We start from the raw sequence: 15712 nt of genomic DNA on the forward strand, positions 1-15712 counted from the left end.
CTGCGCGTATCGAGACTCGCGAAGGCCGCCCGAGGGGCGGCCTTCAGTGTTTTCCGGACCTGCCCGGGAAGCTCAGGACCGGGGCCGTTCCTCTCCGAGTGAGAAGGAACCGAACCGATGCATTCCCAGCCGCACCTGCTCGATCTGACCGACCTGATCGACGACGACCGGCCGTTCGCCGTGCTCCGGCGCCGCACGCCCGGCCATGACCACGACACGGTCGAGGTCATCGTCGGCGCCGTCGCCACGTACGACCGGCTCGCCGACATCCCCGACGAGGGCCTCGCCCTGATCCCCTTCCGGCAGATCAGGGAGCGCGGATTCGACGTACGCGACGACGGCACGCCGCTCGCGGTCCTGACCGCCGACGAGACGTACGAGATCCCGCTCTCCGAGGCCCTTTCGACGCTGCCCGCCCATGACGTGCGCGTCGAGGGCGGGGCCTTCGACGTCGACGACACCGCGTACGCGGAGATCGTCGGGCGGGTCCTGCGCGAGGAGATCGGGCGGGGCGAGGGCGCGAACTTCGTCATCCGCCGGACGTACGAGGGGGAGATCCCCGGCTTCGGCAGGGCGGACGCCCTGGCCCTCTTCCGCAGGCTGCTCGTGGGCGAGCGGGGCGCCTACTGGACGTACGTCGTGCACACCGGGGACAGGACCCTGGTCGGGGCGAGCCCCGAGGTGCATGTGCGGATGTCCGGCGGGACGGTCGTCATGAACCCGATCAGCGGGACCTACCGCTACCCGGCCGACGGCCCCACCGCGGACGATCTGCTCGGCTTCCTCGCCGACGGCAAGGAGACCGAGGAGCTGTCGATGGTCGTCGACGAGGAGCTCAAGATGATGTGCACCGTCGGCGACATGGGCGGGGTCGTCATCGGCCCCCGGCTCAAGGAGATGGCCCATCTCGCGCACACCGAGTACGAGTTGCGGGGCAAGTCGTCGCTCGACGCGCGCGAGGTCCTGAAGGAGACGATGTTCGCGGCGACCGTCACCGGCTCGCCCGTGCAGAACGCCTGCCGCGTCATCGAGCGCCACGAAGCGGGCGGGCGCGGCTACTACGCGGGCGCCCTCGCCCTCATCGGCCGCGACGCGGGCGGCGCGCAGACCCTCGACTCCCCCATCCTGATCCGCACCGCCGACATCTCGGCGCGGGGGAAGCTGCGGGTCCCGGTCGGCGCGACGCTGGTGCGCGGCTCGGACCCGGCGGGCGAGGTGGCCGAGACGCACGCGAAGGCGGCCGGCGTGCTCGCCGCACTCGGGGTGCGGCCGGGGCGGCCCCGCGAGGAGCGCGTACGCCCCGCGCTCGCCGACGACCCGCGGGTGCGGGAGGCGCTCGACGGCCGGCGGGCCGGGCTCGCGCCGTTCTGGCTGCGGATGCGGGAGCCGACGGCGGAGCTGTCCGGGCACGCTCTGGTGATCGACGGCGAGGACACGTTCACGGCGATGCTCGCGCATCTGCTGCGCTCGTCAGGGCTCACGGTCTCCGTACGCCGCTACGACGAGCCGGGGCTGCGGGAAGCGGCGCTCGCCCACGAGGGCCCGCTGGTCATCGGTCCGGGACCCGGCGACCCGTCGGACCCCGCCGACCCGAAGATGGCCTTCCTGCGCTCGCTGACCGCCGAGGCCGTCCGCGAGCACCGCCACGGCGTCCTGGGCGTCTGCCTCGGCCATGAGCTGCTGGCGGCCGAGCTGGGCCTGGAGATCGTCCGCAAGGAGGTCCCGTACCAGGGCGCCCAGACGCGGATCGATCTGTTCGGGCGGCCGGAGACGGTCGGCTTCTACAACAGCTTCGTGGCCCGCTGCGACGAGGAGACCTCGCTGGAGCTGGCGGCGCACGGCATCGAGGTCAGCAGGGACGAGGCCACGGGAGAGGTGCACGCGCTGCGGGGGCCCGGCTTCGCGGGCGTCCAGTTCCACCCGGAGTCGGTGCTCTCGCTGCGCGGGACGGCGATCGTGCGGGAGCTGCTCTCAGGGGTACTGGTCTAGCAGCGGTCTAGGGCTTGGGGGCCGCCGGGACCAGCACGTTCTCGCTGCGGCGGCCCTCCTTGTAGTCCAGGACGTTCTGGACCGTGGTGTCGATGATCTGGCCGACCGCGTCCGCGGTGTAGTACGCCTGGTGCGAGGTGACCACGACGTTCGGGAACGTCATCAGGCGGGCCAGGGTGTCGTCCTCGATGGCTTCGAGCGACCTGTCGAGGAAGAAGAGCCCGGCCTCCGCCTCGTACACGTCGAGCCCGACGCCCGCGAAGCGCCCCCTCCGCAGCTCCGAGACCAGGGCGTCGGTGTCGATCAGGCCGCCGCGGCTCGAATTCACCAGGATCACGTCGTCCTTCATCGTCCGCAGCGCGTCCGCGTCGATGATGTGCTGCGTGGCGGGCAGCAGCGGCACGTGCAGGCTGATCAGGTCGGCGTCGGCGAAGAGCTGCTCCTTCGGGACGTACTTCATGCCGAGCTCGACGCACGCGGGGTTCTCGGCGACGTCCCAGCCGAGCAGATTCATGCCGAAGCCGTGCGCGATCCGGGTGAACGCCTCACCGATCTTCCCGGTGCCGAGCACGCCGACCGTGCGACCGCGCAGGTCCCTGCCCATCAGGCCGTCGAGCCTGAAGTCGAAGTCGCGGGTGCGGTTGCTCGCGCGGACGATGCGGCGGTTGACGGCCATCGCCAGGGTCCAGGCGAACTCGGCGACGGAGTACGGCGAGTAGTACGAGACGCGGGCGATGGTGAGGCCGAGGCGTTCGGCGACCTGGAGATCGATGTTGTTGAACCCGGTCGAACGCTGGGCGATCAGCTGCGTGCCGCCCGCGGCGAGGGTCTGCAGGACGCGGTTGCCGAGATCGGCGTTGACGCTGGTGGAGACGATCTCGTAGCCCGCGGCGATGGGGGCGGTGTCCTCGGTGAGGAAGACGTCCAGGCAGCGGACGTCGTGGTGCGCGGCGAAGGCCTTCTCGATCAACGGCCGCTCGTCGGTCTGCACGCCGAAGGCGAGGATCTCCATGCGGGCGAGTCTAGATATGTCGGGGCAGGACGGCACTACGGGAACGGGTGGGCGGGTGGAAGAGCTCCGCCGCGAAGCGGCGGCACAGGGGCACCCGCCCACCGAAGATCAGCCGAAGAAGACCCCGACCTCGGAATACAGCTTCGGATCCACCGTCTTCAGCTTCGCCGTCGCCTCCGCGATAGGAACCCGCACGATGTCCGTGCCCTGCAGCGCGACCATCTTCCCGAAGTCGCCGTCCCGCACGGCCTCGATCGCGTGCAGGCCGAACCGCGTGGCCAGCCAGCGGTCGAAGGCGCTGGGCGTCCCGCCGCGCTGGATGTGCCCGAGGACGGTGGTCCGCGCCTCCTTGCCGGTGCGCCCCTCGATCTCCTTGGCCAGCCACTCCCCCACGCCCGAGAGCCGCACATGCCCGAAGGAGTCCTGCGTGCCGTCCTTGAGGACCATCTCGCCGTCCTTGGGCATGGCCCCTTCGGCGACGACGACGATCGGCGCGTACGACGCCTTGAACCGCGAGGTCACCCAGGCGCACACCTGGTCGACGTCGAAGCGCTGCTCGGGGATGAGGATGACGTTCGCGCCCCCGGCGAGCCCGGAGTGCAGCGCGATCCATCCCGCGTGCCGCCCCATGACCTCGCAGACCAGGACCCGCATGTGCGACTCGGCGGTGGTGTGCAGCCGGTCGATCGCCTCGGTGGCGATGCCCACCGCGGTGTCGAAGCCGAAGGTGTAGTCCGTGGCGGACAGGTCGTTGTCGATGGTCTTCGGTACGCCGACGACGTTGATGCCGTACTCGTCGGTGAGCCGCGCGGCGACGCCGAGGGTGTCCTCGCCGCCGATCGCGATGAGGGAGTCGACCTCGTACTTGGTGAGGTTCTCCTTGATCCGGCGGACGCCGTTCTCCGCCTTGAGCGGATTGGTGCGCGAGGAGCCGAGGATGGTGCCGCCGCGCGGCAGGATGCCCCGCACGGCCGGGATGTCGAGCGGAACGGTGTCGCCCTCCAGCGGACCGCGCCAGCCGTCCCGGAAGCCGACGAAGTCGTAGCCGTACTCCTGCACGCCCTTGCGGACGACGCCCCGGATGACGGCGTTGAGCCCGGGGCAGTCGCCGCCTCCGGTCAGTACTCCGATTTTCTTGGCCGCCATGGAAACGTCCCTTCGCCTCAGTGACCTGATGCGAGTCACGCTAATGGTGATCCAGGTCACTCAGGGACGGTCCGGATGGTCAATTCCTGGCCGATAAAGGGGAGTTGATCACGCGGGTTCACTCTTATGAGGGGTCATGCGTCGTCGAGACCTCGCTCGATCGCGTACCGCACGAGCTCCACGCGGTTGTGCAGCTGGAGCTTGCCCAGGGTGTTCTGCACGTGGTTCTGCACGGTGCGGTGCGAGATGACCAGGCGTTCGGCGATCTGCTTGTAGCTCAGCCCCTTGGCGACGAGCCGGAGCACCTCGGTCTCGCGGTCGGTCAGCTGCGGGGCCTTCGGCTCGTCCGGCGTCCCGGGCGCCGGATCGGACGCGAGGCGGCGGTACTCGCCGAGGACCAGGCCCGCCAGGCCCGGCGTGAAGACCGTGTCACCGACGGCCGTGCGGCGCACCGCGTCGGTCAGCTCGGCGGTGGACGCCGACTTCAGGAGATAGCCGGTGGCGCCGGACTTGACCGCCTCCAGGACATCGGCGTGCTCGCCGCTGGCCGAGAGGACGAGCACGCGCAGGGCCGGATTGGCGCCCACGAGTTCCTTGCAGACCTGGACGCCCGGCTTCAGGGGCAGGTTCAGGTCCAGTACGAGGACGTCGGGCGCCACGGCCTGTGCGCGCCGCACGGCCTGCTCGCCGTCGCCCGCCGTGGCGACCACGTCGAAGCCGGCCTCCGCGAGGTCGCGGGCGACCGCGTCCCGCCACATCGGATGGTCGTCGACGACCATGACCCTGACGGCGCCGTCCTGCTGCTGCAACTCGCTCATCGTTCCTTTCCTGCCTTCCCCCGTGTGTCGCGTACGTTCGCCGGGCCCGCGGAGCCCTTCGCGGGCCGCGGGACCCTCAGTTCCACTTCCGTGCCCTGGCCCGGCACCGAGATCAGCTCGGCCGTGCCGCCGATGTCCCGCAGCCGCCCCCGGATCGACAGGGCGACACCGAGCCGCCCCTCGCCCTCGGCCTCGGCGAGACGCCCCTCGGGGATGCCGGGGCCGTCGTCCCGCACCGTCACGATCACGGCGTCCGGCTCGTCCTCGACCAGGATCCAGGCGGCGGCGTCCGGGCCGGCGTGCCGGTGGACGTTGTCCAGGGCGGCGCCCACCGCTGCGGCCAGTTCCCGCGCGGCCTTCGGCGCGAGGCCGACCGGAGCGCCCGGCTCCGAGACGGTCACCTTCGCGCCCGCGTACGGGAAGAGCAGCGACCGCAGGTCACAGGGCTCGGTGTCGGCGGCTTCCTCCTCGTCGGGTTCCTCCACCGCACGGACGACGGCGCCCAGCGAGGCGTCCTCCGACTCGTGCGAGGTGCGGACCAGGCCGCCCGCCACCAGCGTGCGCAGCGCGACCTCCTGCTCCCCCGCCATCCTGCCGAGCTCCGCCGCCTCGCCGCCGAGCGCGCTGCCGCGCCGCTGCACCATCGCGAGGACCTGGAGCACGCTGTCGTGGATGTCGCGGGCCAGGCGCTCACGCTCGCGGGTCGCGGCCTCGATCTCCAGGGCGCGGGCGAGGGTGCGCTCGGAGGCGCGGGCCACCTCGACGACGTACCCGATGGCGATGGAGGCGATGCAGACGAGCAGGACGTTGTGGAGGGTGTCCTGGGTGGGCCTGCCGCGCTGCGCGATGTTGGCGGCGCCGACCAGCGCCGACGCGAAGGCCGCCCACCGCCAGCCGCCCTTGATCGCGAACGCGAGGACCGCACCCGCCGTCCATATCGACGGCAGCGTCGGGCCGTCGTGGACGATCCGCTGGTGGGAGTCGGCGACCGGCGTGAGCAGGATGCCGACCAGCGCGATGGTCAGGTCGATGACCAGGAACCGCTTGGTGCAGTTCGCCGCGTTCGCGACCTTCGGCAGCGTGCCGATGGTCCAGCCCGCGAGCACCGCGTAGTACGCGATGGCCACCCAGGGCCGGTCGAACTTCTCGTACGCGGCCACGAAGAGGCCGATCGCGTACAGCATCGTCAGTACGCGGTAGCCGGTCAGCGCGCGCCACAGCGGCTGCTCGACCGACATCCTCATGACACGAACGCGCTTGGCCATGTCCCCCCAACCCCCTGCGGTGCCCGGCGGCTTCCCCTCGCGCCGGGCTCCCCGTGCAGCGACGCGATTACGCGCCGGACCGTTCCTTCTCGGCGGCCGCGGCCGCTTTCTCCGCCTTCTTCTCGGCTTCCTTCTCGGCCTTCGCCGCCTCCGTGAGCTGACGCTTGGCAGCGGTCGCGTACACGTCGACGTACTCCTGGCCGGAAAGCTTCATGATCTCGTACATGACCTCGTCGGTCACCGCCCGCAGAACGAACCGGTCGTGCTCCATGCCGTGGTAGCGCTTGAAGTCGAGCGGCTTGCCGATCTTGATGCCCGGCCGCATCAGCTTCGGCACCACCTTGCCGGGCGGCTGGATCTTCTCCGTGTCGATCATCGCCACGGGGAGCACGGGCGCCCCGGTGGCGAGGGCCACGCGTGCGAGGCCGCCGGGCTTGCCACGGTAGAGCCTCCCGTCGGGCGAACGCGTGCCTTCCGGGTAGATGCCGAAGAGCTCACCGCGCTCCAGGACGTCGATGCCGCTCTTGATGGCGGCCTCGCCCGCGCCGCGACCGCCGGAGCGGTCCACGGGCAGCTGGCCGACGCCCTTGAAGAAGGCGGCCGTGAGCTTGCCCTTCACGCCCGGGGACGTGAAGTACTCCGCCTTCGCGATGAAGGTGACCTTGCGGTCGAGGACCGCGGGCAGGAAAAAGGAGTCGGAGAAGGAGAGATGGTTGCTCGCCAGGATGGCCGGTCCCTCGGCGGGTACGTTCTCAAGGCCCTCCACCCAGGGCCTGAAGCCGAGCTTCAGTGGCCCTCCGATGGCGACCTTCATTGCGCCGTAGATCAAACCGAGTGCCTCCTGTTAAGTGTGGATCAGACCTTAACCCGCAGTAGGTCCTAAGGGCCCGACGGCCCTGGTCGGTGTCGGTCCGGTCGCGTACGGTGAAGTACTCCTCCACATCTCACGAAGGAGACCGAAGTGCCGGTCCTCCCCGGAGCCGAGCCGTACCGCCACGAGGGCGGCGAGGTCGGCGTCCTCCTCTGTCACGGCTTCACCGGATCTCCGCAGTCCCTGCGCCCCTGGGCGGAGTACCTCGCGGAACGCGGCCTGACCGTCTCGCTCCCGCTGCTTCCCGGACACGGCACGCGCTGGGAGGACCTCCAGATCACCGGCTGGCAGGACTGGTACGCGGAGGTGGAGCGCGAGCTGCGGGCGCTGCGGGAGCGCTGCACCGAGGTCTTCGTCTTCGGCCTCTCCATGGGCGGGGCGCTCGCGCTGCGCCTCGCCGCGATCCACGGCGACGAGGTGCGCGGCGTCGTCGTCGTGAACCCGGGGAACAAGGTGCACGGACTCGCGGCGCACGCGCTGCCGGTCGCCCGGTATCTGCTGCCCTCGACGAAGGGCATCGTGAGCGACATCGCGCTCAAGGGCTCGGAGGAGGTCGGCTACCACCGGATCCCGCTGCACGCGGCGCACTCCCTGCGCCGGTTCTTCCAGCGGGTGGACGGCGAACTGCCGCAGGTCACCCAGCCGCTGCTCCTGCTGCACAGCCCGCAGGACCATGTGGTGCCGCCCGCCGACTCGGCCAGGATCCTCAGCCGGGTGTCGTCCACGGACGTCACCGAGACCCTCCTGGAACAGAGCTACCACGTCGCGACGTTGGACCACGATGCGGACCGGATCTTCGAGGAGAGCTACGCGTTCATCGGCCGGCTCGCCCCCAGCGTTGGTAAGGAAGGGACGGCCACCGGTGGCTGAGCAGGACCGAATCGAACCCGACGGCGACGAGAGCCGCGAGCCCGAGAAGCGGCAGGAGCCCTCCGAAGGGCTGCCGCTCGACGAGGACGCGGCCTGGCAGGCGATCGTCGCGGGGTACGGCCAGGAGCCGGCCGACCCGCCGGGCGCCAAGCCGTTCAAGTCCATCGAGGACCTGGCGCTGCTCGAACCGGAGACGAACGACTCTCCGGGATCGGCATCGGGTGACACCAAGACCGCTCCCGACGACCCCGACGACTCCGGGTCCAAGAAGGCGCTGGGCGGCTCCGTCTCCTTCGCCCCCGGCGTGGGCGGCCCGCGTGACCACGTGGCGCCCGAGCCGTCCGACGACGACCTGGACGCCGACGACGAGGGCCACTTCGTCCCGCCGGAGCCGCCGCCGCTGCCCGCCGCCGACGTGACGGCGAAGTTCGCCTGGCTCGCCGTGCTCGGCGGCCCGCTGCTGCTCCTGCTCGCGGTGCTGCTCGGCTGGCAGATGACGTGGTGGCTGACGACGCTGAGCATCGGCGGCTTCCTCGGCGGCTTCGGCACGCTGGTCGCGCGGATGAAGCACGACGACGAAGAGGACGAGGACCCCGGCCGCGGCGCGGTGGTCTAGGCGGGCGCGGGCTTCCGGGCCGCGGGGATCCGCAGGGCGGCGAGCACCGGCAGATGGTCGGTGGCCGCCCGCAGATCCGCTTCCGTGACCCCGGGCAGCTCCAACGGCACACCGCAGCCGATGACTTCGACCCCGTCCGTCGCGAAGATCGCGTCGATGCGCTGATGCGGGTCCCACGGCGTCGAGGTGTTCTCGCCGCCCCAGGGCGCACTCGCCCAGCAGTCCCGCAGCCCCGAGGCGAGCCTGCGGAACGTACGCCCCTTGGGCCGGTCGTTGAGGTCGCCGCCCGCGACGGCGTGCTCCACGCCCATCGCGGCGAGGCGCTCGAGCAGCATCCCGCCCTGTGCGTACCGCTCGTCGCTCTGCAGGCTCAGATGGCAGCTCAGGACGCCGAGCCTGGCGCCCCCGAACCGCACGACGGCGGTCGCGAAACCCCGCCGGTGCAGTCCCGGCGTGAGCGGGAGCAGCACGTCCTCGGTCCGCTCGACGGTGGCCCGCATCGAGCAGAGCAGGGCGGGCCCGGACGCGGTGGCTCCGCCGGAGAGCATCACGAGATCGGCGGCGCGGGCGAGCCGCGCCAGCTTCTTGCGCCACCGGAAGAAGCGGGGCGCCTCCTGCACGAGTACGAGGTCGGGCGCGCACGCGGCGATGACCCTGGCCAGCGCGTCGGTGTCGTCCCGCATGGACCGGATGTTGTAACTGAGCACCCGGACCACGGCTGAACCGTCGTCTTCGGTCCGGGAGTTGGGCAGCGTCACCATGGAGATCAAGATACGCGCTGCGGGGTGCCGCGACGACGAGGCCCGCCGCCCCGGGAAGGGACGGCGGGCCTCGTACGAAAAGCGGTGGAACGCGGCGGGGCTAGCCCTGGCGGGCCAGGTCGGCCGCGCCCACGAGCCCCGCCTTGTTGCCCAGCTGGGCGGCGAGCACCTGCGCGTGCGGACGCCACTGCCCGCCGATGAGCCACCGGCGGAAGGACTTGCGGATCGGGTCGAGCACCAGCTCGCCCTCGTCGGAGAGTCCGCCGCCCACGATGAACGCGGAAGGGTCGAAGAGCGAGGCCAGGTCGGCAAGGCCCGCTCCGGCCCAGCGGGCCAGCTCGCGGTAGGAGTCGACGGCGACCGGGTCGCCCTGCCGGGCCGCCTCGCTGATGTGCTTGCCCTGGATGCCCTCGACCGTGCCGTCGCCGAGCCCGAGGAGGATCTCCGCGGCCTCCGGCGTCGCGTTGGCCCGCTGCTGTCCGTACCGGACGAGGGCGCGCCCCGACGCGTACTGCTCCCAGCAGCCCTGGCTGCCGCAGCCGCACAGCAGCCCGTCCGGCACGACCCGGATGTGCCCGAACTCGGCGGCCACGCCGAAGCGTCCGCGCCGCAGCTTGTTGCCGATGATGACACCGCCGCCCAGGCCCGTGCCCAGGGTGATGACGATGACGTCCTCGTGGCCCTGGCCCGCGCCGAAGCGGTACTCGCCCCAGGCGGCGGCGTTCGCGTCGTTCTCGACGACGACCGGCAGTCCGACCCGCTGCTCGACCTTGTCCTTGAGCGGCTCGTGGCGCCAGTCGATGTTCGGTGCGAAGAGAACGGTGGCGCGCTTGTCGTCGACGTAACCGGCGGCGCCGATGCCGACGGCCTCCACGTCGTTCCCCTTGCCGGCCCCGGAGACGGCGGCACAGATCGCGTCCACGATGCCTTCGGCGGTCGGCGGCGTGGGCACCTTGTGGGTGTCGAGAATGGTGCCCTCTTCGTCGACCACTCCGGCCGCGATCTTTGTGCCGCCGATATCGACGCCGATGGTGAGTCCCATGTGTCCCTCAGTTTCGGTCGAGCCCCGCTACGGGCAACCGTACCCGAGGGGTAGTCAGTCCAGGTCGATGTGTTCCGCGGGACCGGGGCCCTCGTCCCGCGGGTCGGGGCCCTTCGCCGCGTCGCTCCCGCGGGTCCAGCGGCCCTCCTGGCCCTCGACGGCGGAGCGGTAGGCGGCGAGCAGTTCGCCGCCGGCGGCCGCCAGGTGGTCGAAGACGTCGGGGTTGCGCTCGATGACCGGTTCGACGGCGGCCTTCGCCTGCTGGACGACCTGCCGCACGGTCTGCTCGACGGCGCCCTGCGCGACCGCGCCGAGCAGCGGGCCCTGGAATCCTGTCAGCTTCTCCGAGACGGCGTCGACGAGCTTGCGCAGCTCCTCGGCGGCCGATCCCGGTGGCGGCCCGTACTGGGCACGGCGCCGGGCCTTCTCCGCCGCGAGATCCTCGGCGCACGCCTTCTGCCACGCGTCGGCGTCGGTGTCGGCCGCTTCGGGTTCGGGCACTTCGCGCTCGGTGGCATCGCTCATGACGGACAGACTCCTGCGGAGGGCGGCTATGGATTCGTACTCTCGACGTTACCCGAACGGCGGTTGCCCGTTCACCGTGTCCGCGGCCACAGATCCGGGTCCGGCGTGAACCGCACCCGCAGTTCGCCCTCGCGCAGTCCGGCGCCCGCGACGGTGCAGCGGCGCAGGGCCGAAGGCAGGGTGACGATGCGGCGGAAGGGACCCGCGGTGACGACCAGTTCGTCGCCCCGCCGGATGAGTCCGAGCTCTTCGCGTACGACTCCGGGGAGCGGGATGTGCCAGACCAGCACCCCTTCGTCGGCGAGGCCGTCCAGGACGGGCCACTTCACGGGCCCGGGGGCCGCGGCGGGGGCGGGCACGCCGAGGGCGGCCAGGTCGTCGGCGCCGTGCGGATCGCGGCCCAGGTGCGGCAGCGGGCGCAGGCTTTCGCCGTACGCCTCCTCCCACTCGGCCAGCGTCTTGCGCTGCTGGGCGACGAGCCCGGAGAGCCAGGTGTCGGCGGTGTCGGGCAGGACGCGGTTGGCGAGCAGGGCTTCGGTGCGCAGGCCCTGGAGGGCGAGGCCGGTGGCGGCGGCGCGCACGGCGTCGGCGCCCGCGGGGCCGGGCTCGGCGACCAGGCGGACCGTCGTGCCCGGGGCCTCGATCATCGCCTGCGCGGCGGCCAGTTCGGTGTCCCAGCGGGTGGCGGTCTCGTACAGCCACTCGGCGGGCATCGGGACGCCCGCGAGGCGGCCGAGCATGGGGCGCAGGGCGCGGGCCGCCTGCCGCTCGGGGGGAAGCAGCCTGCGCAGGTAGCGGCGCAGCTGCTCGGGGAGCGCGAGGACCGTGAGGGCGCGGGGCGCCGGGGGCAGGTCCACGACCACGGTGTCGTACGCGCCCTGCCCGGCGTCGCGCAGCGCGCGAAGGAGGGCCAGCTCGTCGCTGCCGGGCAGCGGGGTGAGCTCCTCGCCTTCGAGGCGTCCGGCACCGAGCAGGTCGAGGGCGGAGCCCGCGCGCTGCTGGAGGGCCAGGAGGTCGGCGCGGAACTCGTCGGCGGGGGTCAGCTCCCGGACCGTGAGGTTCCGCTCCGGGCCGGTGTCGACCCGGTCGGCGGTGATCAGGAGGGTTTCGCCGCCCCCACGCGCCGCGGCGAGCGCGGTGGCCACGGCGACGGTGGTACGACCGGAGCCGCCGGGGCCGGTGACGAAAAGGGTGCGCATAAGGGTGAACGGTACGTGAGTTCGGGCCGCCGCCTCGCGGCGGATCTTTCCCGCCCGCCGACCCGTCACTCCGCAGTGATCAGTTCTGAGGACCGGACTCCACGCGCTTCTTCAGGCCCGCCAGCGCCCGGTCGATGATGACCTTCTCCGCCTTGCGCTTGATCATTCCGAGCATGGGGATCTTGACGTCGACGATCAGCTTGTACGTGACCTCCGTGCCGGTCCCCACGGGCTTCAGGAGGTACGACCCGTCGAGCGAGCGCAGCATCTGCGACTTGACGAGGGTCCAGCTGACCTCGTCCGTGCCGGTCCACGTGTACCCGAGCGTCTGGTCGTCCTTGATCGCGCCCGCGTCCATGACGAGGCGGACCTGCTTGGCGCGGCCCTGCTCGTCGGTGTCGAGCACCTGGGCCTCCTTCACCTCGCCCGTCCAGTCCGGGTAGCGCGCGAAGTCGGCGATCACTGCCATCACCTCGGCCGGTGCCGCCTCGATCGTGATGCTCGAGCTGGTGTGTTCCGCCATCGCTGTGGCTCCTCCAGATGCGGTCCGGTACGGGGGGTGGTGTCTACGTGTGTGACGCGTGAAGGCTACCGCGCACGAAGTGGCCCACCATCACCACTCCAGGGCCCACGGCCTGCCCGAGCTCGCGAAGTGCCCCACGTTCACACACTCCGTCGCCCCGATCCGCATCCGCCGCGTCAGCGGTTGGTGGACGTGGCCGAAAAGTGCGTACCTCGGGCGGGTCTTGTGAATGGCCGCGAGCAGCGCACGGCTGCCCCGCTCGAAGCGGCGCGCGACGGTGTCGTACACGAGCTCGGGGACGTCCGGCGGGATGTGCGTGCAGAGCACGTCGACCTCCCCGACGGCCTCGATCTTGGCCGCGTACTCCTCGTCGCTGATCTCGTAGGGCGTCCGCATGGGCGTGCGCAGGCCGCCGCCGACGAAGCCGAAGACCCGGCCGCCTATCTCGGCACGGTCGCCGTCGAGGACGGTGGTGCCCGGGCCCGCGTACTCGGGCCAGAGGGTCGGCATGTCGACATTGCCGTACGTCGCGTACGTCGGTGTGGGGAAGGCGGCGAACATCTCGGCGTACTGCTTGCGCACCGCCCCCTCGATGGCGGGGGCGCGGTCCACCCCCGCCCAGAGGCGGGCGCCGAACTCCCTGGCCTCGTTGAACCGGCGGGCGGTGCGCAGGTCGACCAGGTGGTCGGCGTTCTCCTTGCCGAAGAGGTCGGGGAAGATCCCGCGCGAGTGGTCGGCGTAATCGAGGAAGAGGACCAGGTCGCCGAGACAGACGAGCGCGTCGGCGCCCTCGCCCGCGCGGGCGAGATCCTTTGTGTTGCCGTGCACGTCACTGACCACATTGACCCGGAAACCTGGCATGCCGATCACCCTAGAACGAGCGGGCAAACGTGGGTAGAGGCCCCGAGAAGCATGGAGAAGGGGGCGGACCTGCGGTTACTTCCGAGTCGGGAATGGCGTGGCGTACTGTGCGGTTCAGACCACAACGTCGTGTGACGCACCGAACATCTGGCCCGGACCCCCTATCGAACAAGCCATACCCATGGGTAACGTCCGGGCAGTCCAGTAGTGCTCCAGTCGTCTTTCCCCCCTGTTTCCCCGGAGCACCTGCCCGATCTTGGACCGCACCGTCGCATCGCACAACGTCGTGGCGCCGGCGCCCTATGTAGGAGCAGCAGTCTTGCGCGAGTTCAGCCTTCCGGCCCTGTACGAGGTCCCTGCGGACGGCAATCTGACCGACATCGTCCGCAGAAATGCCGCGCAGCATCCGGATGTGGCCGTCATCGGCCGCAAGGTGGACGGCACCTGGCAGGACGTCAACGCCAAGACCTTCCTCGTCGAGGTGCGTGCCGCGGCCAAGGGGCTCATCGCCTCCGGAGTGCGTCCCGGCGACCGTGTCGCCCTGATGTCCCGCACCCGCTACGAGTGGACGCTCCTCGACTTCGCGATCTGGAGCGCGGGCGCCGTCACCGTGCCGGTGTACGAGACGAGCTCGGCCGAGCAGATCCAGTGGATCCTCGGCGACTCCGGCGCCGTCGCCATCATCGTCGAGCTCGACGCGCACAGCGCCGCCGTCGAATCGGTGCGCGACCGGCTGCCCGATCTGGTCAGCATCTGGCAGATCGACCGCGGCGGCGTCGCCGAGCTGAACCGCGCGGGCGCCGACGTCCCGGAGGAGACCGTCGACGAGCGCGGCGCGGTCGCGGGCGCCGACGACCCGGCCACCATCGTCTACACCTCGGGCACCACGGGCCGCCCCAAGGGCTGTGTCCTCACGCACCGCAGCTTCTTCGCCGAGTGCGGCAACGTGGTGGAGCGCCTCAAGCCGCTCTTCCGCACCGGCGAGTGCTCGGTGCTCCTCTTCCTTCCCGTCGCGCACGTCTTCGGGCGCCTGGTCGAGGTCGCCGCGCTGATGGCGCCGATCAAGCTGGGCCACGCGCCGGACGTCAAGAACCTCACGGACGAGCTGGCCTCGTTCCGGCCGACCATGATCCTGGGCGTCCCGCGCGTCTTCGAGAAGGTCTACAACTCGGCGCGCGCCAAGGCGCAGGCCGACGGCAAGGGCAAGATCTTCGACAAGGCAGCGGACACGGCGATCGCGTACAGCCGCGCGCTCGACACCCCGAGCGGCCCCTCGCTCGGCCTGAAGATCAAGTACAAGACGTTCGACAAGCTGGTCTACAGCAAGCTGCGGGCCGTCCTCGGCGGTCGCGGCGAGTACGCGATCTCGGGCGGCGCGCCGCTCGGCGAGCGCCTGGGCCACTTCTTCCGCGGCATCGGCTTCACCGTCCTGGAGGGCTACGGCCTCACCGAGTCGTGTGCGGCGACCGCGTTCAACCCCTGGGACCGCCAGAAGATCGGCACGGTCGGCCAGCCGCTGCCCGGATCGGTCGTCCGGATCGCCGACGACGGCGAGGTGCTGCTGCACGGCGAGCACCTGTTCACGGAGTACTGGAACAACGAGGGCGCGACCGAAGAGGCGCTCGCCGACGGCTGGTTCCACACGGGCGACATCGGCACGCTCGACGAGGACGGCTACCTCCGGATCACCGGCCGCAAGAAGGAGATCATCGTGACGGCGGGCGGCAAGAACGTCGCTCCCGCGGTGATCGAGGACCGCATCCGCGCGCACGCCCTCGTTGCTGAGTGCATGGTCGTGGGCGACGGCCGGCCCTTCGTGGGCGCGCTGGTCACGGTGGACGACGAGTTCGTGGGCCGGTGGGCCCTGGACCACGGGAAGCCCGCGGACTCCACGGCTGTGTCGCTGCGGGACGACGCGGATTTCCTCGCGGAGATCCAGAGCGCGGTGGACGACGGCAACGCGGCGGTCTCCAAGGCGGAGTCCGTGCGTAAGTTCCGTGTCCTTGGTTCGCAGTTCACGGAGGAGTCGGGGCATCTGACGCCGTCGCTGAAGCTGAAGCGAAACGTTGTGGCGAAGGATTACGCGGACGAGATCGAGGCGATTTACCGCGGGTAGCGTTGGCGGGGGCGCCCACTCGCCGTGGGGGGCTTCGTCTCTTCGCGGCTCCCGGTCTCTTGTGGTTGCTCGCGCAGTTCCCCGCGCCCCTTCAGGGG

At 71.1% G+C, this 15712-nt stretch carries 15 protein-coding genes; 4 read left to right on the forward strand and 11 right to left on the reverse strand.

Annotated features, from left to right (window positions below):
- The first annotated feature begins 117 nt into the window (after positions 1 to 117).
- Positions 118 to 1989, forward strand: coding sequence for an anthranilate synthase family protein (locus ACFUPX_RS28540; protein ID WP_383328693.1), 1872 nt, complete (start codon positions 118 to 120; stop codon positions 1987 to 1989).
- 7 nt (positions 1990 to 1996) lie between these two features.
- Here the strand turns inward: ACFUPX_RS28540 and ACFUPX_RS28545 are convergent, their stop codons facing one another.
- The 5 genes from ACFUPX_RS28545 to ACFUPX_RS28565 form a co-directional block, all read right to left on the reverse strand.
- Positions 1997 to 3001 carry a 2-hydroxyacid dehydrogenase gene (locus tag ACFUPX_RS28545; RefSeq protein WP_383328696.1) on the reverse strand — a complete coding sequence of 335 codons (1005 nt, stop codon included), beginning with the start codon at positions 2999 to 3001 and terminating at the stop codon, positions 1997 to 1999.
- Between the two features lie 108 nt (positions 3002 to 3109).
- Positions 3110 to 4147, reverse strand: a complete 1038-nt coding sequence (locus tag ACFUPX_RS28550) for a 6-phosphofructokinase (RefSeq protein ID WP_383328699.1) — start codon at positions 4145 to 4147, stop codon at positions 3110 to 3112.
- Between the two features lie 134 nt (positions 4148 to 4281).
- Positions 4282 to 4965 carry a response regulator gene (locus ACFUPX_RS28555; protein WP_383328702.1) on the reverse strand — a complete coding sequence of 228 codons (684 nt, stop codon included), beginning with the start codon at positions 4963 to 4965 and terminating at the stop codon, positions 4282 to 4284.
- Positions 4962 to 6230: a MacS family sensor histidine kinase gene (gene macS / locus ACFUPX_RS28560; protein ID WP_383328705.1), complete on the reverse strand. Its 1269-nt coding sequence runs from the start codon at positions 6228 to 6230 to the stop codon at positions 4962 to 4964. The genes ACFUPX_RS28555 and macS overlap by 4 nt, the downstream gene beginning before the upstream one ends.
- A gap of 67 nt (positions 6231 to 6297) precedes the next feature.
- Positions 6298 to 7044, reverse strand: a complete 747-nt coding sequence (locus tag ACFUPX_RS28565) for a lysophospholipid acyltransferase family protein (RefSeq protein ID WP_383328733.1) — start codon at positions 7042 to 7044, stop codon at positions 6298 to 6300.
- A gap of 147 nt (positions 7045 to 7191) precedes the next feature.
- Between ACFUPX_RS28565 and ACFUPX_RS28570 the strand changes: the two genes are divergently transcribed.
- Entirely contained in the window at positions 7192 to 7971 is a 780-nt protein-coding gene (locus ACFUPX_RS28570) for an alpha/beta hydrolase (protein ID WP_383328708.1), read from the forward strand.
- Positions 7883 to 8587, forward strand: coding sequence for a hypothetical protein (locus ACFUPX_RS28575; RefSeq protein ID WP_383328711.1), 705 nt, complete (start codon positions 7883 to 7885; stop codon positions 8585 to 8587). Before ACFUPX_RS28570 ends, ACFUPX_RS28575 begins: the two co-directional genes overlap by 89 nt.
- On the opposite strand, the gene ACFUPX_RS28580 is transcribed toward ACFUPX_RS28575, so the two are convergent.
- From ACFUPX_RS28580 to ACFUPX_RS28605, 6 genes are all read right to left on the reverse strand, one after another.
- Positions 8584 to 9348: an endonuclease/exonuclease/phosphatase family protein gene (locus ACFUPX_RS28580; protein ID WP_383328714.1), complete on the reverse strand. Its 765-nt coding sequence runs from the start codon at positions 9346 to 9348 to the stop codon at positions 8584 to 8586. The two genes, ACFUPX_RS28575 and ACFUPX_RS28580, sit on opposite strands and share 4 nt — an antisense overlap.
- Positions 9349 to 9448: 100 nt before the next feature.
- Positions 9449 to 10390, reverse strand: a complete 942-nt coding sequence (locus ACFUPX_RS28585) for an ROK family glucokinase (RefSeq protein WP_249590389.1) — start codon at positions 10388 to 10390, stop codon at positions 9449 to 9451.
- A gap of 54 nt (positions 10391 to 10444) precedes the next feature.
- Positions 10445 to 10915 (reverse strand): DUF5304 domain-containing protein, encoded by a 471-nt coding sequence (locus tag ACFUPX_RS28590; protein WP_383328717.1) that lies wholly within the window; start codon positions 10913 to 10915, stop codon positions 10445 to 10447.
- Positions 10916 to 10986: 71 nt separating this feature from the next.
- Complete coding sequence (locus ACFUPX_RS28595; protein WP_383328721.1) at positions 10987 to 12114, reverse strand: ArsA family ATPase; 1128 nt, start codon at positions 12112 to 12114, stop codon at positions 10987 to 10989.
- Between the two features lie 79 nt (positions 12115 to 12193).
- A complete protein-coding gene (locus ACFUPX_RS28600) occupies positions 12194 to 12637 on the reverse strand; it encodes an SRPBCC family protein (RefSeq protein WP_383328724.1) in 444 nt (147 codons plus the stop codon).
- Positions 12638 to 12727: 90 nt separating this feature from the next.
- Entirely contained in the window at positions 12728 to 13477 is a 750-nt protein-coding gene (locus ACFUPX_RS28605) for a metallophosphoesterase (RefSeq protein ID WP_383328736.1), read from the reverse strand.
- 340 nt (positions 13478 to 13817) lie between these two features.
- On the opposite strand from ACFUPX_RS28605, the gene ACFUPX_RS28610 reads away from it, so the two are divergent.
- Positions 13818 to 15614, forward strand: a complete 1797-nt coding sequence (locus ACFUPX_RS28610) for an AMP-dependent synthetase/ligase (protein WP_383328727.1) — start codon at positions 13818 to 13820, stop codon at positions 15612 to 15614.
- The last annotated feature ends 98 nt before the right edge of the window (positions 15615 to 15712 follow it).

It is taken from the genome of Streptomyces sp. NPDC057302, from assembly GCF_042667685.1.
In the GTDB taxonomy this organism is placed as follows: Bacteria; Actinomycetota; Actinomycetes; order Streptomycetales; family Streptomycetaceae; genus Streptomyces.